At 52.6% G+C, this 23,719-nt stretch carries 23 protein-coding genes; 18 read left to right on the top strand and 5 right to left on the bottom strand.

The window, feature by feature from the left end; all coding sequences use genetic code 11:
- Window positions 1-333: 333 nt before the first annotated feature.
- Entirely contained in the window at window positions 334-1,161 is an 828-nt protein-coding gene (locus tag DW350_RS14260; protein ID WP_115719572.1) for an ImmA/IrrE family metallo-endopeptidase, read from the top strand.
- Here DW350_RS14260 and barA read toward each other — a convergent pair.
- Complete coding sequence (barA, locus tag DW350_RS14255) at window positions 1,154-3,853, bottom strand: two-component sensor histidine kinase BarA (protein ID WP_115719571.1); 2,700 nt, start codon at window positions 3,851-3,853, stop codon at window positions 1,154-1,156. The two genes, DW350_RS14260 and barA, sit on opposite strands and share 8 nt — an antisense overlap.
- Before the next feature lie 87 nt (window positions 3,854-3,940).
- Here barA and rlmD point away from each other — a divergent pair, with 87 nt between their 5' ends.
- From rlmD to DW350_RS14170, 17 genes are all read left to right on the top strand, one after another.
- A complete protein-coding gene (gene rlmD / locus DW350_RS14250) occupies window positions 3,941-5,245 on the top strand; it encodes a 23S rRNA (uracil(1939)-C(5))-methyltransferase RlmD (protein WP_115719570.1) in 1,305 nt (434 codons plus the stop codon).
- Window positions 5,245-7,422 carry a GTP diphosphokinase gene (gene relA / locus DW350_RS14245; protein WP_115719569.1) on the top strand — a complete coding sequence of 726 codons (2,178 nt, stop codon included), beginning with the start codon at window positions 5,245-5,247 and terminating at the stop codon, window positions 7,420-7,422. Before rlmD ends, relA begins: the two co-directional genes overlap by 1 nt.
- The gene (gene mazG, locus DW350_RS14240; RefSeq protein ID WP_115719568.1) at window positions 7,419-8,204 is read left to right on the top strand and encodes a nucleoside triphosphate pyrophosphohydrolase; all 786 of its coding nucleotides are present in this window, start codon (window positions 7,419-7,421) and stop codon (window positions 8,202-8,204) included. Before relA ends, mazG begins: the two co-directional genes overlap by 4 nt.
- Before the next feature lie 121 nt (window positions 8,205-8,325).
- On the top strand, window positions 8,326-9,963 hold the full coding sequence (pyrG, locus tag DW350_RS14235) for a CTP synthase (RefSeq protein ID WP_115719567.1): 1,638 nt from the start codon (window positions 8,326-8,328) through the stop codon (window positions 9,961-9,963).
- A gap of 59 nt (window positions 9,964-10,022) precedes the next feature.
- Window positions 10,023-11,318: a phosphopyruvate hydratase gene (gene eno, locus DW350_RS14230; RefSeq protein ID WP_115719566.1), complete on the top strand. Its 1,296-nt coding sequence runs from the start codon at window positions 10,023-10,025 to the stop codon at window positions 11,316-11,318.
- A gap of 57 nt (window positions 11,319-11,375) precedes the next feature.
- Window positions 11,376-12,116, top strand: coding sequence for a hypothetical protein (locus tag DW350_RS14225; RefSeq protein ID WP_115719565.1), 741 nt, complete (start codon window positions 11,376-11,378; stop codon window positions 12,114-12,116).
- An 83-nt stretch (window positions 12,117-12,199) separates the two neighbouring features.
- Window positions 12,200-12,874, top strand: coding sequence for a glutathione binding-like protein (locus DW350_RS14220; RefSeq protein ID WP_115719564.1), 675 nt, complete (start codon window positions 12,200-12,202; stop codon window positions 12,872-12,874).
- A gap of 65 nt (window positions 12,875-12,939) precedes the next feature.
- Entirely contained in the window at window positions 12,940-13,251 is a 312-nt protein-coding gene (gene ftsB / locus DW350_RS14215; RefSeq protein WP_115719563.1) for a cell division protein FtsB, read from the top strand.
- Entirely contained in the window at window positions 13,244-13,930 is a 687-nt protein-coding gene (ispD, locus tag DW350_RS14210) for a 2-C-methyl-D-erythritol 4-phosphate cytidylyltransferase (RefSeq protein WP_115719562.1), read from the top strand. The genes ftsB and ispD overlap by 8 nt, the downstream gene beginning before the upstream one ends.
- Before the next feature lie 3 nt (window positions 13,931-13,933).
- Entirely contained in the window at window positions 13,934-14,410 is a 477-nt protein-coding gene (ispF, locus tag DW350_RS14205) for a 2-C-methyl-D-erythritol 2,4-cyclodiphosphate synthase (protein ID WP_115719561.1), read from the top strand.
- Window positions 14,410-15,408: a tRNA pseudouridine(13) synthase TruD gene (truD, locus tag DW350_RS14200; RefSeq protein WP_115719560.1), complete on the top strand. Its 999-nt coding sequence runs from the start codon at window positions 14,410-14,412 to the stop codon at window positions 15,406-15,408. The genes ispF and truD overlap by 1 nt, the downstream gene beginning before the upstream one ends.
- A complete protein-coding gene (surE, locus tag DW350_RS14195; protein ID WP_115719559.1) occupies window positions 15,405-16,169 on the top strand; it encodes a 5'/3'-nucleotidase SurE in 765 nt (254 codons plus the stop codon). Before truD ends, surE begins: the two co-directional genes overlap by 4 nt.
- A 9-nt stretch (window positions 16,170-16,178) precedes the next feature.
- Window positions 16,179-16,817, top strand: coding sequence for a protein-L-isoaspartate(D-aspartate) O-methyltransferase (locus DW350_RS14190; RefSeq protein ID WP_115719558.1), 639 nt, complete (start codon window positions 16,179-16,181; stop codon window positions 16,815-16,817).
- Window positions 16,814-17,392 (top strand): YqaA family protein, encoded by a 579-nt coding sequence (locus DW350_RS14185; protein ID WP_115719557.1) that lies wholly within the window; start codon window positions 16,814-16,816, stop codon window positions 17,390-17,392. The genes DW350_RS14190 and DW350_RS14185 overlap by 4 nt, the downstream gene beginning before the upstream one ends.
- Before the next feature lie 5 nt (window positions 17,393-17,397).
- Window positions 17,398-18,186 (top strand): peptidoglycan DD-metalloendopeptidase family protein, encoded by a 789-nt coding sequence (locus DW350_RS14180; protein ID WP_115719556.1) that lies wholly within the window; start codon window positions 17,398-17,400, stop codon window positions 18,184-18,186.
- A 55-nt stretch (window positions 18,187-18,241) separates the two neighbouring features.
- Entirely contained in the window at window positions 18,242-19,213 is a 972-nt protein-coding gene (gene rpoS / locus DW350_RS14175) for an RNA polymerase sigma factor RpoS (RefSeq protein WP_115719555.1), read from the top strand.
- Window positions 19,214-19,434: 221 nt separating this feature from the next.
- On the top strand, window positions 19,435-19,995 hold the full coding sequence (locus DW350_RS14170) for a cupin domain-containing protein (RefSeq protein WP_442899777.1): 561 nt from the start codon (window positions 19,435-19,437) through the stop codon (window positions 19,993-19,995).
- Here DW350_RS14170 and DW350_RS14165 read toward each other — a convergent pair.
- The 4 genes from DW350_RS14165 to DW350_RS14150 are packed head-to-tail and all read right to left on the bottom strand — an operon-like array spanning window position 19,959 to window position 23,682.
- A complete protein-coding gene (locus DW350_RS14165; protein WP_115719554.1) occupies window positions 19,959-20,708 on the bottom strand; it encodes an amidotransferase in 750 nt (249 codons plus the stop codon). The genes DW350_RS14170 and DW350_RS14165 overlap by 37 nt on opposite strands.
- Window positions 20,709-20,747: 39 nt before the next feature.
- Complete coding sequence (locus DW350_RS14160; protein WP_115719553.1) at window positions 20,748-21,644, bottom strand: ABC transporter permease subunit; 897 nt, start codon at window positions 21,642-21,644, stop codon at window positions 20,748-20,750.
- Window positions 21,634-22,533 carry an ABC transporter permease subunit gene (locus tag DW350_RS14155; protein ID WP_115719552.1) on the bottom strand — a complete coding sequence of 300 codons (900 nt, stop codon included), beginning with the start codon at window positions 22,531-22,533 and terminating at the stop codon, window positions 21,634-21,636. Before DW350_RS14155 ends, DW350_RS14160 begins: the two co-directional genes overlap by 11 nt.
- 3 nt (window positions 22,534-22,536) lie before the next feature.
- A complete protein-coding gene (locus tag DW350_RS14150) occupies window positions 22,537-23,682 on the bottom strand; it encodes an ABC transporter ATP-binding protein (RefSeq protein WP_115719551.1) in 1,146 nt (381 codons plus the stop codon).
- Between the last annotated feature and the right edge of the window lie 37 nt (window positions 23,683-23,719).

Genomic DNA, 23,719 nt, shown 5'->3' with positions numbered 1-23,719 from the left:
CCAATGCTAACAAAATTTGTAACAACACCGCTGCCTAACCCGCGCTTTTTTATCAAGCTGTGACGTTGTTGGTAGATTGGCGCTGGCTACATCAATAGCCTGCGCAAATTAACGTCACCTTAAGGGGCAAAGCCAGGCCGCGGGCCAGTCTAATGGCTTAACTTTAAATTTGGGTTAAAGGTAAAAGAAAACATTGAGATAGCGCTAAATTGGCGCTTTTGGCACGGTTTTGCATTGTGACCATTGTCGCTGGTTTGCCGATGCAAGCGGTGACCCTTGTCACCCTTGTCTATACTTTCGCTCTATCGCTTTTAGCTACATGAGGGGAAGCCGATGGGGAAATCATTGCGGCAACGGGTGAACGAGGTGAAATCCTTTTTGGGTAATCCCTATGCCTTTTTTACCGACAAAGACCTGACTGACACCTTGGATGAAAGTCTTTATATCGATGCGGCCGATCTGCGCTGTGGTCAGCCTAAGCAAGCAAGCTACACCCCTTTCGATATTGAGCAGATTGCCATTCGTCTGCAGCGCGATCTGTGGATGCAGCGCGGCTGGCTTTTTACCGACCCAGGTATCAACGACCCTTTACATATTCTTGACCCGGAAATGGCGCTGCGGGCCCTTGGTTATCGCTGTGAATTCAGCGACGCCCTTGGCCAATTTCAGCGAGATGGCTTGCTACTGGAAATTGCGGCCGAACTGAATACACCACAGCAATGCGTGAAGCTCTCAAGGGCGTTTTCAGCTAAGGCGCAAAAGTTCACTTTGGCCCACCAGCTTGGGCATGTATTGCTGCATGACATGGCGAGGGTGCATCAAGACCGCTCGTTTGATGGCAGCATGCTTTTTGATGGCCAAGAACAGGAAGCCAACCTTTTAGCCGGCTATTTTCTCATGCCGCAAAAACTGGTTAGAAGGCGTTTTTTTGAGTATTACGGGACAGAAAATTGCTGGCTACCTACTGCGGCTACGGCGCAGAGCCTATTCGGTTGTGAGCTAAAAAATAGCCGCGAATTAGCCATTTTGCTGGCAAAAAACGCGTCATTTAACGGCCAGGATTTTACGCCACTTGCCACGACTTTCGGGGTGACAGAGCAAGCAATGGCCAACCGCTTATTGTCGCTGGGCCTGTGTTCGCTATCGCCCAGGACTAACTGACCAGGCCCTGGCGCCCGCCTTCTTTTTCAAGCTTTGTCATCTCATCCATTAGCTCAAAAATCTCGGGTTCAACGTCATTTGCGTTGGCCCCTTTTTTGAGTGCGGTTTCAATGTCGTTCGCGAGGTTTTTTAAGCGTGGCGTGCCGGTATAGGCGAGCGCACCGTTAAACTTGTGAATGGTTTGGTAAAGCTGCTCGTCGCTATGCTCTGCCAGGGCTTTTTCAAGGTTGTCGCGGGTATCCGGTAAGCTGTCTATCAGCATTTTTACCATGTCTCTGGCCAGGCCCTCACGACCACCGGCTTGGCGAATGGCTTGTTGCCAATCCAGCACGTCATTTTTCTTAAGCCAGCGCTGCAAGCAGGCATGTAGCGTGCGCTCATCAATGGGCTTGGTCAGGTAATCATCCATGCCCTGGTCTAACAGTTTTTCCCTTTCGCCAGCCATCGCATGGGCGGTAACGGCGATGATTGGCGGGCAGGTATCGCCAAGGGCATCGCGAATGCGGCTCATGGCGGTAACACCGTCCATGTTCGGCATTTGAATATCCATGAAAATGGCGTCAAACGACCACTTGTCTATGGCTTCAATCGCCTGCAAACCGCTGCCAGCGGTATGCACCTCACAAGAGGTATCTTCCAGTAAAGCGGCCATCAGCTTGAGGTTGGGTTCATTGTCATCCACCACCAGCACTCGGCCAGGGGGGAGCGGTAACTGGGCGCTGGGCAGCAAATGTGGCGCCGGTGCCGGTTTACTGGCCGTGGGTTCACCGGCCAAGGCGCGGTAAAGTTTTGGTGCGACTAAGGGTTTGATTAAGCAGGTGTCGAGCCCTTGTTGCAGTAAGCGTTCGCGGTTGCGCGGATCGGCATGGTTGGAAAGGCCAATCAGCTTGCTGTGGGCCGATTTTTTCAGCTGGCCTAACAGTTCTTGCGACTGCGCCAATTCAACGCGGTCGAGCAAAATAAAATCGGCGCCATCAACCATGGCTGGGTCGTCGGTGTTTTTCAGCACAAAGGGCCAGCTTTGCATCAGCAGCGTTAACATCTGGCGGGTACGGCGGCTACCGTTGACTAACACCACGGTTTTGTCGTGCAGCGGTTCCATGGGTAAGGGGTCGTGGAACACCATGTTGGCGCGCTTAACCGGTAGCGTGAACCAGAAAGTGGAGCCGCGGCCAAGCTGGCTTTCCAAGCCCATATGGCCACTCATTTGTGCCACCAGGGTTTTGGAGATCACCAACCCTAAGCCGGTGCCACCAAAGCGACGGGTAATAGAGGCGTCGGCCTGGGCAAAGGCATTAAACAGGTGCTGTTGCTGTTTGGGCTCAATGCCAACGCCGGTGTCTGTTACCGTAACCTTGATTTCGCAATCATCACTTCCCGCCTGGCCACTATGGCTGACCACCACATCAACGCCGCCTTGGGCGGTAAACTTCACCGCATTACCAATCAGATTGGTGAGTACTTGCTTTAAGCGCAGCGGGTCACCCGTTAGGGCATCCGGAGTGTCGGTTGGTAGCTGCAGGCTAAGCTCCAGCCCTTTTTCCCGGGCATTGGCCCCCATCATGTCCACCACTTCAAATAAGGCATCGTGGAAGGAATAGGGGGTGTTATCTAACTGCAACTTGCCTGCTTCAAGTTTGGAAAAGTCCAATACGTCGTTGATGATCGCCAATAAATGCTGGGCAGAACGCTCAATGGTTTGCAGATAGTCGGTTTGGCTAGGGGTAAGCTGGGTTTTCATCAACTGCCGTGCAAAACCCAATACGCCATTGAGCGGGGTGCGCAACTCGTGGCTCATGTTGGCCAAGAATTCTGATTTTACCTGGCTGGCTTCTTGAGCACGCTTGCGAGCTTTGTCGAGTTCAATGTTTTGAATTTCAACCTGCTCTAAGGTCATGCGCAGGTCGTAGGTTGCCTGGTCGATGTTGTGCTGCATGTCGGCATGGTATTCATCCAAGGACTTGGCCATGGCGTTAATGCCGTTTTTAAGGGTGTCGAGCTCACCAATCAAAATGCCCTGCACCCGGGTGTCTAGCTTGCCTTCACGAATGCGGTCAACGGCGCCCACCATGTTGGAGATAGGAGCGGTAACGTGCTTTAACAGCCGCCAGGTAAAAAGCAGGTGGACGATGATGCCGATAAACACAATCAGCAGTGTTCGGAACAGCGCATCGTGCTGGGCCAGCAAGGTGGCGTCTTGGTTAAGCTGAATGGTGATGTAACCCAGCAGCGGGTTGTTAGGGTCGATTTTGTCGCGATAGCTGGCATAAAAGCTGGTGTCAGCAACAATAGGGGCCCGCAGCATCAAGCGGCCTTTTACATAGGCAAAAGTGGGCACCTGCGGAATCGGCTGGCCCTTGGGAAGCTGCATCAAGGGAAAATCGCGATGAAAAGTCGACGACACCATCGGGGTGCCGGTTTTGTCGTATACGGCGATATTTTTGATGTAATCGGTATTTAAGCGGTGGGCAGCACTGACCAGCCGTTTGAGCTGTTCGCGGTCTTCTAACACCACGCCTTGTTCAGAGGCTACGGTGAGGGGCTCAATAACCGCCAAACCCTGATCTTTGAGGTTATCAAGTACCTCTTGATAGCGTTGCAGGGTAAAATACCCGCCCAACAGTGTGCCAATTAGCAGAGTTGGGGCCGTCGTCAGTACTAATACCCAGGCGCGAAGGCCAAATTTGGTCATGCCGGTGTTAAGCGTCCTTATACGTTAGATAGTGCATCCATTCCTGCCGCTAAATGGCATTACCTTTTGCCAGTTCCAAGGGTTCCCATGGTACAGATATACCGCACAAAAAAACGTCAACAAAAATCGGTTATTCAGGAAGTTACCATCAACAGCCTCGATTTGCATGGGCAAGGTGTTGGTCGCAGTAACGGCCTGGTTTGTTTTGTGCCTGGTGCTTTACCTGGTGAACGGGTTACAGCGCGGCTGACCGCAAAGGGTAAGGTAGCCAGTGGTCGCCTGCAAGCGGTTATTGAAGCGAGCCCAGAGCGAATAAACCCCCAGTGCAATTATGCAGGGAGTTGTGGTGGTTGCCAGTTACAACACCTAAGCGCCGACAAGCAGCTTCAATATAAAGAGGCGGCATTAAGGGAAGAATTAATAAGAGCCGGTATGCAGGTTGCCCATTGGGCGCCGCCGCTTAAAGGCCCTGCCTTTCATTATCGGCGTACCATGCGCTTGGCTATCTACCAAGGCAAGCTTGGGCTGCGGGCGGTGGGCTCGCAAAACATTATTCCTATCGAGCATTGCCAAGTGGCGCAAACGCCGCTTTCAGCCTTGCTGCCATCATTGCAGCAACTGCTGGCAACCCTTAAAGGGCATAAATTATTGGGGCACCTGGAGCTAATGCACCTGCCGCCCCATACCGCTGCGCTGTGGCGCCTAACAGGTCCTTTACCGAAAGCCGACCAAGCAAAGCTGGTGGCCTGGGCGAAAGCGCAGCACGTAGCGCTTTATAGCCAAGAGGAAAACATTGACCAGCTTTGGCCTGAAGCGCCATTGGCACTTGGCTACGCCCTTGATGGCCTTAATATGACGGTAGGGCCTGCGGATTTTATTCAGGTAAACGCCGATATCAATAACGCCATGGTTGCCCAAGCCATGGATTGGCTGGCGCCACAAGCCGGTGAGACGGTACTGGATGCCTACAGCGGCTTGGGTAATTTCAGCTTGCCGCTGGCCAAAAGAGCCAAACAAGTGGTGGCGGTAGAAGGGGTGGCTGCCATGACTGAACGTTGCCGCCAAAACGCCGTGGCCAACGGCCTTAACAACATCGTGCCACGGACCATGAATTTGGATGACGCAGCGGATGTCAGCGCGTTAGTGAAAGCCGATTTTGACGCGGTACTGCTGGACCCGGCGCGCCCTGGCGCGCAAACACTTTGCCAGGCTCTGGCTGATGGTGCTGGTCCGCAAAGGGTGCTCTATGTATCCTGTAATCCTTCCACATGGAAACGGGACGCTCAATTGCTGATGCAAGGCGGCTACCAAATCAATAAATTAGGGCTAATGGACATGTTCAGCCAAACAGCCCATGTGGAATTGATGGCACTTTTTATCCGGGAGGGGTGATGGTATCCATCCGAGATACGCATCAGGGACAAGGGGCGCTAGACACCGAAACGTGGCTGGCGAAACTGAAAATTAAAGCGCAAGACATGCCGCGGCTGAAATTGGCCACCGAGGCCTTGCCCCAGTCGCAACTTGCTGACGCCCAAGAAATGGTGGAAATTCTCACCGACTTGGCGATGGATGGCGACACCCTGCTGGCAGCGCTTTTGCTGCAACCCTACCGCAGTAAAAAACTCGATAGCGAAAGCGTTATTGATACCTATGGTACCGCCACCGCCAGTTTACTTGACTCGGTGCTGGATATGGACGCCATTCGCACCCTGCACCAAAGTGCTGCTTCTTCAAGCCAAGTGGATAAAGTGCGGCGCATGGTGCTGTCGATGGTCAACGACGTGCGGGCGGTGGTCATTAAGTTGGCCGAAGCCATCGTTGAGCTGCGCGCCGTTAAAGATGCCGACGAGGAAACCCGGGTGTTGGTAGCCAAAGCGGCTGCCAACCTTTATGGCCCCTTGGCTAACCGCTTGGGCATCGGCCAATTAAAGTGGGAGCTTGAAGATCTTTCCTTTCGTTACCTGCACCCCGATACCTACAAACGTATTGCCAAACTGCTGGATGAGCGGCGCATTGACCGCGAAAACTATATTCGCGAATTTGTCACCAATCTAACCAATGCCATCAAAGAAGAAGGCATTGATGCTCAGGTTTATGGGCGGCCCAAACACATTTATTCCATCTGGAAAAAAATGAGCCGCAAGCACCTGGCCTTTGACGAACTGTTTGATGTGCGGGCGGTGCGTATCATAGTGCCGCGCCTGCAAGACTGTTATGCCGCCCTTGGCGTGGTGCACACCCACTTTCACCATATACCTAACGAATTTGACGACTATGTCGCTAACCCTAAGCCCAATGGCTATCGGTCTATTCACACTGTGGTGGTAGGGCCCAAGGGCAAGACGGTGGAAATTCAAATTCGTACCCAAGCCATGCATGACGAGGCCGAGCTTGGGGTCGCTGCCCACTGGGCCTATAAAGAAGGCGGTGCTGGCGGTAAAGATGCTGGCCTTGAAAGCAAAGTGGCTTGGCTTCGTAAAATCTTGCAATGGCAGGAAGAAATGGCCGATGCTGGGGATCTGGTCGAAGATCTCAAGCACCAAGTGGTGGAAGACCGGGTCTATGTCTTTACCCCCAAAGGCGACGTGGTGGACTTGCCTGCTGGCGCCACGCCACTGGATTTTGCCTACAACATTCACTCCATGGTGGGCCACCGCTGTATCGGTGCCAAAATTTCCGGCCGTATTGTGCCCTTTACCTACCAGTTGCAAACCGGCGATCAGGTAGAAATTCTTACCGGCAAAGAGCCTAACCCCAGCCGCGACTGGCTGAATCCACACTTAGGCTACGTGCGTTCTAACCGCGCTCGGGCCAAGGTGCAGCATTGGTTTAAGCAGCTTGACCGCGATAAAAATCTTGCCGCAGGCCGCGAGATCATGGAACGCGAACTGTCGCGGCTAGAGCTTGACATGAGCCAGGCCCAAGTGGCGGTTGATAAGTTCAACATGGGCAGTCTCGACGATTTGCTGGCGGCGATTGGCGGCGGCGATATCAAGCTCAATCAGGTGCTTAACTTCCTCAACAGTCACTACTTCAAGCGAGAAGTCAGTGACGACGAGGCGGTGGCGGAGATCATTAACCAAAAATCCTCGGCCAACCGTAAAGCCGGTAAAAGTCCTTTTGTGGTGCAAGGGGTCGGTAACCTGTTAACGAACATTGCCGGCTGTTGCCAGCCGGTGCCGGGGGACGACATCGTTGGCTTTATTACCCAGGGCCGCGGCATTTCGGTGCACCGCACCGACTGCGAAGAGCTGCAAAAGCTGGTACGAAAGCACGGCGAGCGTGTGGTGGAAGTGGACTGGGGCGACACCCCGGGCCAGAGCTTTGGGGCAACGCTGCGTATTCAAGCGGCCGACCGTAATGGCCTGCTGCGGGATATCACCAGCATTCTTGCCAATGAAAAGGTTAATGTGGAAGCCATGCGCAGCCACACCGATTACACCAACAATGTCGCTACCATTGAAATTCAGGTCACCCTGCAAAAACTCGACACCCTGGGCAAGGTGCTAACCCGCATCAACCAGCTGTCGGATGTCTTTGAAGCAAAACGTATTACCCAAAAATGAATGATTTAGAACGCTTGCTGGCGATCATGTGTCAGCTACGGGATCCCAAGGGCGGCTGCCCCTGGGATCTGGCCCAGGATTTTCATTCCATCGTTCCTCACACCTTGGAAGAAGCTTACGAAGTGGCAGATGCCATCGCCGGCGGCGATAGAGCTGAAATTCGTGATGAACTGGGCGACCTGTTGTTCCAGGTGGTGTTTTACGCCCAACTTGGTAAGGAAGAAGGCGCCTTTGATTTTAATGACGTGGCCCGCGCCATTAGCGATAAACTGGTGCGCCGCCATCCCCATGTGTTTGCACAAGAAAGTGCAGGCAGCAGTGACAAGCTCAGTGCCAATTGGGAGGCCATCAAAGCCCAAGAGCGGGCCGGTAAAGGGCAGGGCGATTCGGTGCTTAACGACGTACCCAAAGCGCTGCCTGCACTAAGCCGGGCGGTAAAATTGCAAAAACGCGCTGCCAGAGTGGGTTTTGATTGGGACGATTTAGCCCCGGTTTTTGACAAAATCCATGAGGAAATTGACGAAGTGCGCGCCGAAATTGCCGCAGCGGATAAAGATCGCCTCGAAGACGAAGTTGGCGACCTGTTATTTGCGGTTACCAATCTGGCTCGCCATCTAAAGCTAGACCCGGAAGCGGCGCTGCGGCGCGCTAACGGTAAATTTGAGCGGCGTTTTCGGGCCATAGAGCAGCGGGTGCAAGGCGCAGGTGAAACCATGCAAGCCCAAGGCCTTGCCAAACTTGAGGCGCATTGGCAGGCGGTTAAAGCCACCGAGAAGCCATAAACCAATAAACCGTAAAAAAGGGCACTTTTCATGGCGCTGGCGCGTTGTGACCTGGGGCCCTTTTCCTCTATAATGTCATCCCGTCCCGAGATCCCCACTTCTTAACGCGCTCAGGTTTTACATGCAGACAAATTATATCTTTGTGACGGGTGGTGTTGTTTCCTCCCTTGGTAAGGGCATAGCCGCCGCTTCATTGGCCGCTATTCTAGAGGCTCGTGGTCTGAAAGTGACCATGATGAAGCTCGACCCTTACATCAACGTTGACCCAGGTACCATGAGCCCCTATCAGCACGGCGAAGTGTTCGTGACTGAAGATGGCGCCGAAACCGACTTGGACCTGGGCCACTACGAGCGTTTCATCCGCACTAAGATGACCCGCCGTAACAACTTCACCACCGGTCGCATTTACGCCGACGTATTGCGCAAAGAGCGCCGCGGCGACTACTTGGGTGCCACTATTCAGGTGATCCCGCACATTACCAACGAAATTAAAGAGCGCGTTATTGCCGGTGCCGAAGGCCATGATGTTGCCATCGTTGAGATTGGCGGTACCGTTGGTGACATCGAGTCACAACCCTTTTTGGAAGCCATTCGCCAAATGGGTACCGAAGTGGGCCGTGACCGCGCCATGTTTATGCACCTTACGTTGGTGCCTTACCTGGGCGCTTCTGGCGAGGTAAAAACCAAGCCAACTCAGCACTCGGTAAAAGAACTGCGTTCTATCGGTATTCAGCCCGATATTTTGGTGTGCCGCACCGACCGTGCGTCTTTGCCAGCTTCTGAGCGTTCGAAAATTGCTCTCTTTACCAACGTTGAAGAAAAGGCTGTTATCAGCCTTAAAGACGTTGACTCCATTTATAAAATCCCGGCCCTTTTGAAATCTCAGGGTCTGGACGAGCTGGTCTGTAAGCGCTTTGGCCTGAATGCGCCGGAAGCTGACCTGGCGGAATGGGAACAGGTTATCTACCAAGAAGCCAACCCGCAGGGCGAGATCACCATCGCCATGGTTGGTAAATACGTGGAATTGCCCGACGCCTATAAATCGGTCAACGAAGCCCTTAAACACGCCGGCCTTAAAAACCGCGTTACCGTGCACATTAAATATGTGGACTCGCAGGACATTGAAACCAAAGGCACAGCGCTTTTGGAAAACGTTGACGGTATTTTGGTACCTGGCGGCTTTGGTGAACGCGGCGTCGAAGGCAAAATCCTGGCGGCCCAGTATGCCCGTGAAAACAACGTCCCTTATTTAGGTATTTGTTTGGGTATGCAGGTGGCATTGATTGAGTTTGCCCGCCATGTGGCTGGCATCGACGATGCCCACTCCACCGAGTTTAAGAAAGACACCCCGGCACCGGTGGTGGGTCTTATCACCGAGTGGCAAGAAGAAGACGGCAGCGTTGAAACCCGTACTGAAAAGTCTGACCTTGGCGGCACCATGCGCCTGGGCTCTCAGCTTTGTCACCTTATTCCAGGTACCAAAGCCCATGACTTGTACGGCTCTGACACCATTTTCGAGCGCCACCGTCACCGTTATGAAGTGAACAACAAATACCGCCCAGCCTTGGAAAAAGCGGGAATGGCTTTCACCGGTCTGTCTGCTGACAAGAAACTGGTTGAAATCATCGAGATCCCTTCGCATCCTTGGTTTGTGGCTGGCCAATTCCACCCGGAATTTACTTCAACGCCACGGGACGGGCATCCGCTCTTCGGCGGTTTCGTTAAGGCGGCCTGGGAAGGCCACAAACAAAAAGCCTGATTCTAAATGGCCGTGCCTTTGAGCACGGCCTTTGTTTATACAAGAAGGACAGCAACCCGATGACCACTATTGCCAACATCCTTGCACGTGAAATCCTCGACTCTCGTGGCAACCCTACTGTTGAAGCCGAAGTGCATCTGACCGACGGCACCATTGGCCGCGCCTGCGCGCCCTCCGGTGCGTCCACTGGTACCCGCGAAGCCCTGGAACTACGTGACGGTGATAAGAGCCGCTATTTAGGTAAAGGCGTTTTGACCGCCGTTACCAATATCAAAGGCCCCATTCGTGACGCTCTGCTGGGCAAAGACGCCCTTAAGCAAGCCGAGCTTGATAAGGTGATGATTGACCTCGACGGCACCGACAACAAAGGCAAGCTGGGCGCTAACGCCATTTTGGCGGTGTCCTTGGCCAACGCTAAAGCCGCTGCTGCCAGCCAGAAAAAGCCCTTGTATGCCTGGATAGCCGAGCTTAACGGCACTGCTGGCGAGTTTTCCATGCCGGTGCCGATGATGAATATCCTCAACGGCGGCGAGCATGCCGACAACAACGTTGATATCCAAGAATTCATGATCCAGCCGGTGGCTGCGGCAAATTTCCACGAAGCCCTGCGCATGGGTAGCGAAATTTTCCATCAGCTGAAAAAAGTGCTGCAAAGCAAAGGCCTTAACACGGCTGTTGGTGACGAAGGCGGTTTTGCCCCTAACCTGAAATCCAACGCCGATGCCTTGGCGGTTATCAAAGAAGCGGTTACCGCTGCCGGTTATGTGCTGGGTAAAGACGTTACCTTGGCTCTCGATTGTGCGGCCTCCGAGTTCTATAAAGACGGTAAATACGTGCTGGCCGGTGAAGACAAATCCTTTGATTCTGCCGCCTTTGCCGATTACCTGGCCGAATTGGCCGAGCAATACCCCATCGTCTCTATTGAAGACGGTTTGGACGAGTCCGACTGGGCCGGCTGGAAGGTGCTGACCGAAAAGCTGGGCGACAAGCTGCAACTGGTGGGCGACGATTTATTCGTTACCAATACCAAAATCTTGCAAGAAGGCATTGATAAAGGCATTGGTAACTCCATCCTTATCAAGTTCAACCAGATTGGTTCGCTGACCGAAACCTTGGAAGCCATTAAAATGGCGAAGGATGCCGGTTATACCGCTGTTATCTCGCACCGCTCAGGTGAAACCGAAGACGCCACCATCGCCGATTTGGCGGTAGGCACTGCGGCCGGTCAAATCAAAACCGGTTCTTTGTGCCGTAGCGACCGGGTGGCCAAATACAACCAATTGCTGCGCATTGAAGAGCAGTTGGGAGAAAAAGCCCCTTACCGTGGTCTGAGTGAAGTTAAGGGATATGCCTAAGCTCATCACATCGCGCTAAAAAGCCGCCCGATGGGCGGCTTTTTTTATGGATGAGAGATGCCGGCTCCAAACGTTAATCTGCCGCGAAAAGGCGCTAAGTATTTACTACGCGAGTACGGTCTTTTTGCCGTGCTGGCGCTATCGCTGCATTTGCTGGTGCTGTGCGGGTTTTGGCAGGAACCGTCGACGGTTAAGCCGCCGATGGTGCCCGAACCCATTAAGGCCAGGCTCATTTTTGCGCCAGCGCCAGTGAAGGCGCAAGCGGCCAAGGTGGGAACTGAGCAGCCCACAAAACCAAACACACTTAACGCAAAAGAGCGGTTAAGTGGTTATGCTGATGCGCCCAACGGCGCTGCGAGTTTAAGTCGCCAGCACCTGCCGCAAGAGCGCCTGCCGGCGCACCCGAAAAGTGCACGCCGGGCCAAGGCTGCCGAAACACCGCTTAATGAGCGCAAGCCGTCTGCAAAAAGTGCTGGCGAGAGCTTCGGCTTGGCGCTGGAGCAAAGCCTTAATAATATCGCGCAACAACAGCAGCAACAGTGGCTTAATGGCCAGCGTATGCCTGGTGTTCAGGCCATTGAGCGGCCAAAAGCGAACACCAGAAAAGCGCAGATCATTGATCTTGGTGGTGGTCAGCGGCTTTATTTTGGCGCTGATGGTTCCTGCGCCTTATTGGTGGATGTGCCCACCATCGGTGGCGAAAAGGAAACACACTGGTTAGCAACCTCCGCTTGTAAAAAGAAAGGTGCTGATTTTCAAAAGTTTATAGATAAACGAAGCCATAAGAATGACGCTTGAGCCAGTTGGGCCCCCGGCGCCCAAGTGTTAACCTTGAGCGCTGATTTTTGTATTCAAGGCAGTGCTGCTGCAAGGAGTGAGTTATGGCCAAGTGGCCCATCAAACACCCTGACCGTATCCAACTGTATTCGCTGGCCACACCCAATGGCCAAAAAGTGTCGGTAGCCCTTGAAGAAATGGCGCTTGCTTACGAAGCCCATACGGTAAACATTGGCGAGGATGAGCAGTTCGAGCCGGAATTTCTGGCCATCAATCCCAATAACAAAATTCCGGCTATCGTTGACCCTAATGGCCCAGACGGCGAGCTGAAGCTGTTCGAATCCGGCGCTATTTTGCTTTATTTGGCCGAAAAGACCGGTAAGCTGCTGCCGAAAGAACCGGCTAAGCGTATCGAGTGCCTGCAATGGGTTTTTTTCCAGATGGCCGGCGTTGGCCCTATGTTTGGTCAGTTCGGGCATTTTTATAAATATGCCGCCGACAAGTGCCAGCATCCTTACCCTGTTGAACGTTACCGCAACGAAAGCCGCCGCCTGCTGGGGGTGATTGAGCAGCAATTGCAGGGCAAGCGCTATTTGCTGGGGGACCATTACTCCATTGCAGACATTGCGATTTTTCCTTGGGTGGGTTGCCTTGACTGGGGGTATGGGGCTCGCGATGTGATTGGCATGGGTGATTTTCCAACCGTTATGGCCTGGTATGAGCGCTGTATGAACCGCCCCGCCAGCCAAAAAGGCTTTAATGTCTGCGCATTTGCCTGAGCTTAGGCATTCCCAAAGGGGCCTTGGGCCACCATAATAGGACCCCAGGATAAACAGGAGACCGTATGGCTCGCTTAGCAATAGTGCTCCTGGTGCTCCTGGGGATGTTGCAGTACCGGCTTTGGTTCGGTAACAACGCTCTCAAGGACCACTGGCAACTCAAAGCCGATATTGGCCGTATTCAAAAGCAGAATGCGGAGCTAAAAAAGCGCAATGATTTAATGTTTGCCGAAGTGAAAGATCTTCGTCATGGCTTGTCAGCCGTTGAAGAGCGGGCGCGCAACGAACTGGGCCTCATTCGCGACGGAGAAACCTTTTACCGGGTGCTGTCGCCTCAGGACCAAACCGAAAACGGATCGACCAAGCACAATGACTGAAAGACTGGTCGCGCTGGTGCCGGCAGCGGGTATTGGCCGGCGCATGGGCGCAGCTAAGCCCAAGCAATACCTTCCGTTAGGTGACAACTGCATTCTGGGGGAAACCTTGGCCCGGCTGCTGGCCCACCCGCTCATTAGCGAAGTGGTGGTAGCGCTGGCTGAAGACGACCCGTACTTTTCAGACCTTTCGCAGGCTAGTCATCCGCGTCTTCGCACCGTTGTCGGTGGTGAAGAACGCGCCGATTCCGTGCTGGCTTGCCTGGATGCTGTGAATCCTGATATTTCCCCCTGGGTGTTAGTACACGATGCGGCCAGACCCTTGGTGCGGGCTGATGATATCGCGTTGCTGATCACTGAAGCACAACGCGGAACTGGCGCTATATTAGCGGTACCGGTTGTTGACACCGTAAAATGGTCGGGTGACGGCCAGCATATTGAAGAAACGGTACCGCGCCAGCACCTTTGGCGTGCCCTTACCCCCCAATGTTTTCCAACGGCGCTATTGCGCCAAGCCCTTGCTGAAGCCTTGGCTGAAGGGGCCAGCATTACCGATGAAGCCTCTGCCATAGAGCGATTAGGGTTAGCGGTAGCATTGGTGAAAGGCAACAGCGACAACATCAAGATCACCGAGCCTGCGGACCTGCCTTTGGCCCGCTGGTTAATGAGTCAACAGGAGTAAAGCATGCGCATTGGACATGGCTTTGACGTACATAAATTCGGAGCTGAGCGCGAGCTTATTTTAGGTGGTGTGGTGGTGCCGCATCATATTGGCCTTATTGCCCATTCTGATGGCGATGTGGTGCTGCATGCCGTGGCCGATGCCTTGCTGGGCGCTGTTGCCCTTGGTGATATCGGCCGTCATTTCCCGGATACAGACCCTGATTTTAAAAATGCCGACAGCCGGGTGCTGCTGCGCCACGTCTACCAGCTGGTGGTTGATAAAGGCTACCGGCTCGGCAATTTAGACGTCACCATTATGGCCCAGGCGCCGAAAATGGCGCCGCATATCACGGCAATGGTGGCAGCGATGAGCCGCGACCTTCAGGCTGAAGATGGCCAAATAAATGTAAAAGCTACCACCACTGAAAAACTCGGTTTTGTTGGCCGCCAAGAAGGCATAGCGGTTGAGGCAGTGGTGTTGCTGGAGAAAGCTTTGTGATGGTAAATGCGCTTTTTAAACAGCTGCCCGAAGATTTTTTTGTAGAAGAGGTGCTGGGTTTTGAACCGGCAGGTGAAGGCGAGCACCTTTTTGTATTGATAGAAAAACGTGGCATGAATACTGGCTGGGCGGCGAAGTTGCTGGCCGAGGCTTGTGGCCTAAAAGAGCGAGATGTCTCGCACTCAGGGTTAAAAGACCGCCACGCTGTTACCCGCCAGTGGTTGTCGGTTTGGTTGCCCGGTAAAGAAGACCCGGACCTTAGCAGCATTGAAAGTGATGAGCTAAAGGTGCTGACAACCGTTCGCCACAACAAAAAGCTGCGCATCGGTACCCACAAAGCAAACCGCTTTGAGATTGTACTGCGTGAAGTCAGTGATGTGGCGGCAGCAGAGCAGGCTTTACACCAAGTCTCAGAACAGGGTTTTGCCAACCTGTTTGGTGGCCAGCGCTTTGGCCATGATGACCGCAACATCAAGGTCTTTGAAGATGTCTTGGCCGGTAAGCGCATGAAAAAGCCGCGCCAAGGCATGGCTATTTCTGCCGCCCGCTCTTTGCTTTTTAATCAGGTTGCCCTTTATCGCCAGCAGCAGGGGATGATACAGCAGGTACTGGCTGGTGATGTACTGATGCTCGCGGGTTCACACTCGGTGTTTGTTGCCGAAGAAGGTGAGTTGGAAACGTTGCAACAACGTTTGGCCGAAGGTGATGTGCAGCTAACCGGCCCGCTGTGGGGCAAAGGCGGCGTAACACCTTTGCATCAGGCTGGGGAGCTCGAAAGCCGTGCTGTTGAAGCCTACGCTTCCTATACCGAAGGCCTTGAAAAACTTGCCAATGGTGCCCGGCGGCCATTATGGCTAAAACCTGACCTTAGCTGGCAATGGCAAGAGAGTAATCTGACCCTGTCTTTCACCTTACCGACCGGTAGCTTCGCCACAGCGCTGTTAGAAAATGTTGCAACCCTTACCGAGCCTGAGCGATTTAGCGAGACGAAATCATGAAGATATTGGTCAGCAATGACGATGGCGTTCATGCCCCCGGCATTGCAGCATTGGCCCGTGCCTTGGCGCGAATGGGCGATGTGCGGGTGGTGGCCCCCGATAGAAACTGCAGTGGTGCCTCTAACTCGTTGACGCTGGAAAACCCTTTACGGGCCCAACAGCTTGAAAATGGCTTCTGGTCGGTCAAAGGGACACCAACCGACTGTGTGCACTTGGCCATTAATGGCCTCTTTGAGAACTGGCTGCCCGATTTAGTGGTGGCTGGGGTGAATGCCGGGGCAAACCTCGGGGACGACGTGCTGTATTCGGGCACAGTGGCGGCCGCAACCGAAGGTCGCCACCTAGGTCTGCCAGCGGTGGCGGTGAGTTTGGTTGGGCGCAGCTTAGCGCATTACCAGGATGCGGCTGATATCACGGCTGATATTGTTAGCCGCTTAGAGCAGCAGCCACTACCGCCGATGCACATTCTTAATATCAATGTGCCGGATATACCCAGAAGTGATTATGCTGGCGTAGAAGTTACCCGGCTTGGTAACCGTCACCGCGCCGAAAGCATGGTGAAAACCACGGATCCTGCCGGCCGGCCCATTTTCTGGTTGGGGCCTCCAGGCGCCGGGGCTGACGCTGGCCCCGGTACCGACTTTTATGCCGTGCATCATAAAAAGGTATCGGTAACGCCATTGCAGATTGATTTAACAGCCCATCGGATGCTGGCGCCCATGGCCAGCTGGCTGGAAACTGTTCAACCTAATAAGAGATAAAGGGAGATTATGGCCATCGACGGCGCAGGATCACGTGCTCGCCTGACCAGTCAGTTGCGTCAGGAAGGGATCAGCAACGACCGAGTACTTTCCGCCATGGCTGCCGTGCCAAGGCACTGGTTTGTGGACGATGTACTTGGCCACAAAGCCTATGACAATACCGCTTTACCTATTGGTGAAGGCCAAACTATCTCTCAGCCTTACATAGTGGCCCGCATGACTGAGCTGCTTATGCGCCGTGGTAATTTGGGTAAGGTACTGGAAATTGGTACCGGTTCCGGTTATCAAACCGCTGTGTTGGCACAACTTTGTGGCCAGGTGTTCAGTGTTGAGCGTATTAAAAACCTGCAATATCAGGCACGTCGTCGCTTACAGCGTTTAGATCTGCACAACGTGCAAATGAAGCATGGTGACGGTTGGCAAGGTTGGGCAAGTAAAGGCCCATTTGATGGCATTATTGTTACCGCCGCGCCGAGCTCGTTGCCTGATGAATTACTCACGCAATTGGCCGATGGCGGGGTGATGGTTATCCCGGTTGGCGACGAACAACAAGTATTAAAAGTGATCACCCGTCAGGAAAACACCTTCACGGTGGATGACGTGGAGTGGGTGCGGTTTGTGCCGCTGATTTCTGGAAGCCTTTTGTGAAAATATTTTCTGTCATGTACGACAAGGTGCTGCGTTGGTCTGCACACCCCCATGCACCACGCTACCTGGTTTCCATGAGCTTTTGTGAAGCTATTTTTTGGCCTATTCCCCCCGACGTGATGCTTATTCCCATGTCCTTGGCCAAACCCGACAAAGCCTGGCGATTTGCCTTAATGACCACTCTGGCGTCGGTTATTGGTGGTGCCATTGGCTTTGCCTTGGGCTGGGCACTGTTTCAGCCAGTGGTTGAGCCTTTTATCCATTGGGTGGGCTATCAGGATGAATTGGCCAAGGCGCAGCACTGGTTTAGCCAATATGGCATTTGGATAGTACTGCTGGCGGGGTTCTCACCACTACCTTATAAGTTTTTCACCGTTACCGCCGGGGTGATGCAAATGATGTTTTTGCCCTTTATGGCGATGTCATTAATTAGCCGCGCTGGTCGCTTTTTTCTGGTTGCTGGGCTGATGAAATGGGGCGGGGCAAAAATGGAAGCCAAATTGCGCCAGTACATAGATTGGTTAGGGTGGGGTACTCTGATTTTGGCTGTTATTGCATATTTATTAATTAGATAGGGGTTATGCGCAGGCTGTTATTCCTTTTTACGCTGAGTTTATTGTTGTCCGCTTGCAGTGCCGACAGCCCGGCCCCCGTGATCTCGCTATCTACCGAACAGCCTGTCGCCCCCATCATCAACTACGACCCCATCCGCGGCACGCGCTATCGGGTTGTGCGGGGAGACACCCTTTATTCCATTGCTTTTCGTACCGGAATGGATTATCGGGACTTGGCTCACATTAATCACATCCCACATCCATATACGATTTATTCTGGACAAATCATAAAGTTGTCATCACCTTCGGCAACAGTAGCCAAGGTAAAAAGACAAGGCCAATCAAAAAATTCCAAGAAAACGATTGCCAAGCCCAAGTCAGATAAGTACATTCGTGAACATGGTGTTAACAATAATGTTGCATCACAGGCATCAAGTCAGGAACTGCACTGGCAGTGGCCGACTAAAGGTCCGGTGTTGTTAGGTTTTTCAGATGATGAAAAAGGCAACAAAGGGCTAGACATTGGCGGTAACAGGGGAGACTCTGTAGTAGCGTCAGCTCCAGGCAAAGTGGTTTATGCGGGGAGTGCATTACGGGGCTATGGCAAGCTCATCATCATTAAACATAATGACGAGTACATCAGCGCCTACGCACACAACGAAAAGCTGCTCGTAAAGGAGCAACAGTGGGTGAAAGCAGGGCAACTTATTGCTCTGAAAGGTGATTCCGGAACTATCGGTGTGAAGCTCCATTTTGAGATCCGCCGCCGGGGGGAGGCCATTAACCCACTGCAAAAACTACCCAAACGAGGATAACAACAATGATTAAGTAACGGAGTGATCAACAAGACGAGTTGACAGGAGGCTCTATATGGCCCGCAAGAAATCGAAGCAGGAAAACCTTGGCATGGACGACGAAGTCGACGTCATGGACAAGGCCACGCAGGACACTTCGGAAGAAGTGGAGGACCAGAAAGAAGAAATCGCCTTAGGTGAAGACTTCCAGAAGAGCTTGGATGCTACTCAGATGTACCTGAGTGAGATCGGTTTCTCCCCTCTGCTTAGCGCAGAGGAAGAGGTCTTTTATTCGAGAAAAGCGCTCAGGGGTTGTGAAGCTTCTCGAAAACGAATGATTGAAAGCAACCTACGACTTGTCGTGAAAATTGCCCGCCGTTACAACAATCGAGGCCTTGCCCTGCTGGATTTAATTGAAGAAGGCAACCTAGGCTTGATCCGCGCTGTTGAAAAGTTTGACCCTGAACGGGGCTTCCGTTTCTCCACCTATGCCACCTGGTGGATCCGCCAGACCATCGAACGTGCCATCATGAACCAGACCCGCACCATTCGTCTGCCCATTCATGTGGTTAAAGAACTGAACGTTTATCTTCGTACCGCCCGTGAGCTGGCCCACAAGCTGGACCACGAACCCACCGTTGAAGAAATTGCCACCAAGCTTGATAAACCTGTTGATGACGTAGCTAAAATGCTGCGCCTTAACGAGCGTATCAGCTCTGTTGATACACCGATCGGTGGTGATTCTGACAAAGCGCTGCTGGACGTCATTGCCGATGAAAAGGAAATGGGGCCCGAGTTTGAGCTGCAAGATAACGACATTCGTTCCAGTTTGATGAAATGGCTTGATGAACTTTCCGATAAACAACGGGAAGTACTGGCCCGCCGCTTTGGCCTGTTGGGCTATGAGCCCGCTACCCTTGAAGAAGTTGGCCATGAAATAGGTCTGACTCGCGAGCGTGTACGGCAAATTCAGGTAGAGGCGCTGCGTCGTCTTAAAGAGCGATTGTTCCAAGAGGGCTTGAATGCAGAATCCCTGTTCAGTGATTGATGTATTCGCCAACAAGACGCAATAAAAGGCCAGCATCTGCTGGCCTTTTTTAACGCTTTTGCGTTCAAAAAAATTTACGTTTACACTGGCCCCTTTAATCCAAAACATAATCTAGTGGCTCGTTGATTTCTGTCAGATTTTCTTGATAAACATGATTTTATCAATGGGTTATGGTTTTTTGGTGTTGTCTTTTTAGGTTTGAGCAGGAATAAAATAAGCCTATGGATGCGTCATTGGATGTGGGTAAACGTCTTCGCCTGTTGCGTAAGAAAAACGGTTTATCGCAACGCGAGTTGGCCAAGCGGGCCGGTGTTACCAACAGCACTATTTCCATGATTGAAAAAAACAGTGTTAGCCCTTCCGTGAGTTCACTTAAAAAAGTCCTTTCCGGCTTGCCTTTATCACTGGTTGATTTCTTTTCCATGGATCTGGAAGACGAAAGTAAACGCAAAGTGGTTTACCGCGGTGAGGAGTTGTTGGATGTTGGCAGCAATGGCGTGGTGATGAAAGTGGTCGGCAAAACAGGTGGCAAACAGGTGATGTCGTTTATGAGCGAAACCTACCCGCCACAGTCAGATACCGGCCTTGATATGCTGAGCCACGAAGGCGAAGAAGCCGGACTGGTGATTTCTGGCCAGTTGGAATTAACCGTTGGTGAAACGGTGTACCAACTGGCTGCGGGCGATGGTTACTACTTTGACTCCAGCCGCCCCCACCGTTTTCGTAATCCCTTCGATGAACCCTGTCATTTAGTGAGCTGTAATTCACCAGCCACATTTTGAGTTTTGGCATCGACAATAAAATCTCTTATCCAACCGGCGACCTTGAGGCCGTCGTGTTGGTTGTCGATAGTTTTCAGTGCCTTTGCCGATTGTTCTTCACCGAAAACATCTTCTTTTACTGCAAACAAAGTGCGCGCATAGTCAGCGGTAAATTCAGGGTGCCCCTGAAAGCACAGCACCTGATGCTTGATTTCAAAGGCGCCAATGGGACAAAAATCGCTGCCGGCAATAATGCGTGCCCCTTGGGGAAGACTGAGCACTTGATCTTGGTGGACCGCCAGCAATGACAATGGCGTATCTGCGCCTTTTAACCAGGTAGGTTTGCAAAGCCACTGGTATTGCATTTTGCCAAGGCCCCAGCCCTGTGGCGCGCGGGAGACGTCGGCGCCCAGCGCCAATGCCATTAACTGATGGCCAAAACAAATCCCAATAATGCGTTGCCCTTGGTGGTAGCGGCTTAGTAAAAATTGCTTTAATGCCAACACCCAAGGCGCTTTACTGAACGCATCGGCTTTGGAGCCGGTAATGAGCAAGGCATCAAATTGCTCTGGTGTTGGCGGATAGTGGCCCTGAACTACGTTAAACACCTGGCAGCTAATGTCGTCCCCCAGCCGTTTAAAGAGCGAAACAAACATTGCCCCATAGCCGGTGAAGTGCGGCTGTAAGTCGGGGTGCAAAATATCGGTTTCTAAAATCGCTATTCGCAGCGGCATATCTTTTCCTCAATGCATGAATGCATCAAACCCATACGGTTAGTTTACTGGCGCTTTTTGGGTCAGTGTTTTTTCTCGTTGCTGCTGTTTTTGCACCAGTGCCTGCTCGAATTGTTGTTGGTCTTTAAGACGCTGTTTTTCAGCGCGGCGCATCAGCAGCCAGGTCAACCAAGCGACTATCGACACCACCAGGATAATGAGGCTCGCCAGCGCATTAATTTTAGGTGACACCCCAAGACGCACCGAAGAGAACACTTCCATCGGCAGGGTAGTTGCACCGGGGCCTGATACAAAACTGGCAATCACCAAATCATCTAGCGACAAGGTGAAGGCCAACAACCAACCGGCGGCCACCGCTGGCAGTAGCAGTGGCAAGGTAATGGTGAAAAAGGTCACCAACGGCGTGGCACCTAAGTCCATGGCCGCCTCTTCCAGTGCCGCATCCATTTCTTTAAAACGTGAAGCCACTACTACCGCAACGTAGGCACTACAAAAGGTGACATGGGCTATCCAAATGGTGAGCATGCCGCGGTCGGCTGGCCAGCCGACTAAGTCGGCCATGGCCACAAACAGCAGCAAGAGCGACAAACCGATAATGACATCCGGCATCACTAGCGGCGCTGTAATTAAGCTCGAAAACGTGGTTTTAAGCCCTGAGCTTTTAAAACGCACCATCACAAAGGCGCTCATGGTGCCCAGCACGATGGCGGCACTGGCGGCAAAAAAAGCGACTTTTAGGCTGGTCCAAACCGCTTTCATCAGCTGATCGTCGGCGAACAGCTCGCTATACCATTTCGCTGAAAAGCCAGCCCAAACCGTTACCAGTCTTGAGCTATTAAAGGAATAAATCACCAAAATAACCATCGGCAAATATAAGAACAATAAACCTAAAACCAACCACAGATTGCCGACTTTAAAGACGCGTTTATTGGCCATTCTCCGCCTCCAGTTCTTTGGATTGGTAATGGTTAAACAGCGCTATGGGAATACACAGCAGTGCCAACATTACGACGGCCAAGGCCGAGGCAACAGGCCAATCGCGGTTGGCAAAAAATTCGTTCCACAACACTTTGCCAATCATCAGCGTTTTCGGTCCGCCCAGTAGCTCGGGGATCACAAACTCGCCCACCACCGGAATAAACACCAGCATAGAGCCGGCAATAATGCCGCTTTTAGACAGTGGCAGCGTGATGGTTAAAAAGCTGGTCCAGCTGCGAGCGCCCAAGTCGGAAGAGGCTTCAATCAAGGATTGGTCGTGGCGGCTTAAGTTGGCGTAAAGCGGCAAAATCATAAACGGCAAATAGGCATAAACAATACCGATGTAAACCGCGATGTTGGTATTAAGGATATGCAGTGGTTGGTCAATAATGCCTAGCCACATCAAAAGGTTATTTAAAAGCCCGTTGTTTTTAAGAATGCCAATCCAGGCATAGATACGAATCAAAAAACTGGTCCAGCTTGGCAACATCACTAACAGCAATAAACCGGGCTGAGCCGTGGGTTTGGCCTGGGCGATGGCATAGGCCATGGGGTAACCCACCAACAAGCACAGTAAGGTGGAGAAAAAGGCAATTTTTAAGCTGGAGAAATAGGCGGCAAAGTACAAACTGTCGCTGGCAAGCCAAGTGAAGTTACCAAGATTGATTTTGATGTTAAGGGTGTCGTCGGCCCAAGACAGCAGCGGTTCGTAAGGGGGAATGGCAAGGGCTGCTTCGGAAAAACTGATTTTTAGCACAATGACAAAGGGCACCGCGAAAAACAGCAGCAACCAGAAAAAAGGCAGATTCATCACCCAGCTTCTGGCTTTCGGCAAAGGCAGTTTCATCCGTTAACTCCTTAACACTATGGCGCTGACGGCATCCCAATAAACGTAGACGGGGTCGTCCCAGGTTAGGCGGTCACCGCGGCGGCTGAGGTTGGTGTACTGGCTTTGCACCACTTGCCCGGAGTTCAGTTTGATGTAGTAAACCGAGTGCGGTCCTAGGTAGGCGATATCGTGAATGCGGCCAAAGGCCCAGTTTTGTTCCTGACTGGGCTTATCACGGCTGACAATGGCTTTTTCCGGGCGCACCGCTACCCACACGCGTTTTTCTTCAACCGAGGTGGTAATGCCGTAACCGAGATACACCGGGCTATCGAGCGCCGGTGAGGCAATGAGAGCGTGGTCGGGCTCATCAGCGATGATCTCGCCTTCAAAGATATTCACCGAACCAATAAATTCAGCGGTCATCCGGCAGTTTGGACTTTCGTAAATGTCTAAGGGGGTGCCTTGCTGAACTATCCAGCCATCATTCATGATGGCTATACGCCCGGCCATGGTCATGGCTTCTTCTTGGTCATGGGTCACCATTACGCAAGTCACCCCAACCTGTTCCAAAATCTCCACCACTTCCAGCTGCATCTCGGTCCTGAGCTTTTTATCCAAGGCCCCCATGGGTTCATCGAGTAGCAGCAGTTTTGGCCGTTTAGCCAGGCTTCTGGCTAGCGCTACCCGTTGGCGCTGGCCACCAGAGAGCTGATGAGGTTTGCGTTTACCAAAATCGCTCATGCGCACCAGGCGCAGCATTTCTTGTACTCGCTCATCGATGGCGCTGCGGGGCAAGCTATCGCGTTTTAGGCCATAAGCAATATTTTGTGCCACCGTCATGTGCGGAAACAGCGCGTAGGACTGGAACATCATATTGATGGGTCTTTGGTGCGGCGGCATGTCGGTGATGTCTTCACCGTCAATGGTAATGCTGCCTTTACTGGGGGTTTCAAAACCGGCCAGCATTCTTAGCAGGGTGGTTTTGCCGGAGCCGGAGCCGCCTAAGAGTGCAAACAGCTCGCCTTTATGAATGTCTAAATCCACGTTATCCACCGCTAGGGTGGCGCCAAAGCGTTTACTCAGGCCTTTAATACTCACCAGTGTTTGCCGGGGCGTTTGCGACTGTTGTTGCTGTTTGAGCAGTACGCCGCTGCCGTTATTGGGCATAAGGGCCTCCATGGCCGGGCAACGCCCGGCCCGTTAT

The sequence above is a fragment of the Gallaecimonas mangrovi genome (genome assembly GCF_003367375.1).
GTDB lineage: Bacteria > Pseudomonadota > Gammaproteobacteria > Enterobacterales > Gallaecimonadaceae > Gallaecimonas > Gallaecimonas mangrovi.
Note: the sequence above shows the minus strand (reverse complement) of the source record. Positions and strands in the feature narration are given on the sequence as shown.

Bases quoted from the DNA above. Each gene is read 5' to 3' on its own strand.
- eno (WP_115719566.1), top strand. From the start codon at position 10,023: ATGACCACTATTGCCAACATCCTTGCACGTGAAATCCTCGACTCTCGT.
- rpoS (WP_115719555.1), top strand. From the start codon at position 18,242: ATGGCCCGCAAGAAATCGAAGCAGGAAAACCTTGGCATGGACGACGAA.
- DW350_RS14155 (WP_115719552.1), bottom strand. From the start codon at position 22,533: ATGAAACTGCCTTTGCCGAAAGCCAGAAGCTGGGTGATGAATCTGCCT.
- pyrG (WP_115719567.1), top strand. From the start codon at position 8,326: ATGCAGACAAATTATATCTTTGTGACGGGTGGTGTTGTTTCCTCCCTT.
- DW350_RS14150 (WP_115719551.1), bottom strand. From the start codon at position 23,682: ATGCCCAATAACGGCAGCGGCGTACTGCTCAAACAGCAACAACAGTCG.
- barA (WP_115719571.1), bottom strand. From the start codon at position 3,853: ATGACCAAATTTGGCCTTCGCGCCTGGGTATTAGTACTGACGACGGCC.
- relA (WP_115719569.1), top strand. From the start codon at position 5,245: ATGGTATCCATCCGAGATACGCATCAGGGACAAGGGGCGCTAGACACC.
- DW350_RS14225 (WP_115719565.1), top strand. From the start codon at position 11,376: ATGCCGGCTCCAAACGTTAATCTGCCGCGAAAAGGCGCTAAGTATTTA.
- ftsB (WP_115719563.1), top strand. From the start codon at position 12,940: ATGGCTCGCTTAGCAATAGTGCTCCTGGTGCTCCTGGGGATGTTGCAG.
- DW350_RS14260 (WP_115719572.1), top strand. From the start codon at position 334: ATGGGGAAATCATTGCGGCAACGGGTGAACGAGGTGAAATCCTTTTTG.
- ispF (WP_115719561.1), top strand. From the start codon at position 13,934: ATGCGCATTGGACATGGCTTTGACGTACATAAATTCGGAGCTGAGCGC.
- DW350_RS14220 (WP_115719564.1), top strand. From the start codon at position 12,200: ATGGCCAAGTGGCCCATCAAACACCCTGACCGTATCCAACTGTATTCG.
- truD (WP_115719560.1), top strand. From the start codon at position 14,410: ATGGTAAATGCGCTTTTTAAACAGCTGCCCGAAGATTTTTTTGTAGAA.
- mazG (WP_115719568.1), top strand. From the start codon at position 7,419: ATGAATGATTTAGAACGCTTGCTGGCGATCATGTGTCAGCTACGGGAT.
- DW350_RS14160 (WP_115719553.1), bottom strand. From the start codon at position 21,644: ATGGCCAATAAACGCGTCTTTAAAGTCGGCAATCTGTGGTTGGTTTTA.
- DW350_RS14170 (WP_442899777.1), top strand. From the start codon at position 19,435: ATGGATGCGTCATTGGATGTGGGTAAACGTCTTCGCCTGTTGCGTAAG.
- DW350_RS14180 (WP_115719556.1), top strand. From the start codon at position 17,398: ATGCGCAGGCTGTTATTCCTTTTTACGCTGAGTTTATTGTTGTCCGCT.
- rlmD (WP_115719570.1), top strand. From the start codon at position 3,941: ATGGTACAGATATACCGCACAAAAAAACGTCAACAAAAATCGGTTATT.
- DW350_RS14190 (WP_115719558.1), top strand. From the start codon at position 16,179: ATGGCCATCGACGGCGCAGGATCACGTGCTCGCCTGACCAGTCAGTTG.
- ispD (WP_115719562.1), top strand. From the start codon at position 13,244: ATGACTGAAAGACTGGTCGCGCTGGTGCCGGCAGCGGGTATTGGCCGG.
- DW350_RS14165 (WP_115719554.1), bottom strand. From the start codon at position 20,708: ATGCCGCTGCGAATAGCGATTTTAGAAACCGATATTTTGCACCCCGAC.
- surE (WP_115719559.1), top strand. From the start codon at position 15,405: ATGAAGATATTGGTCAGCAATGACGATGGCGTTCATGCCCCCGGCATT.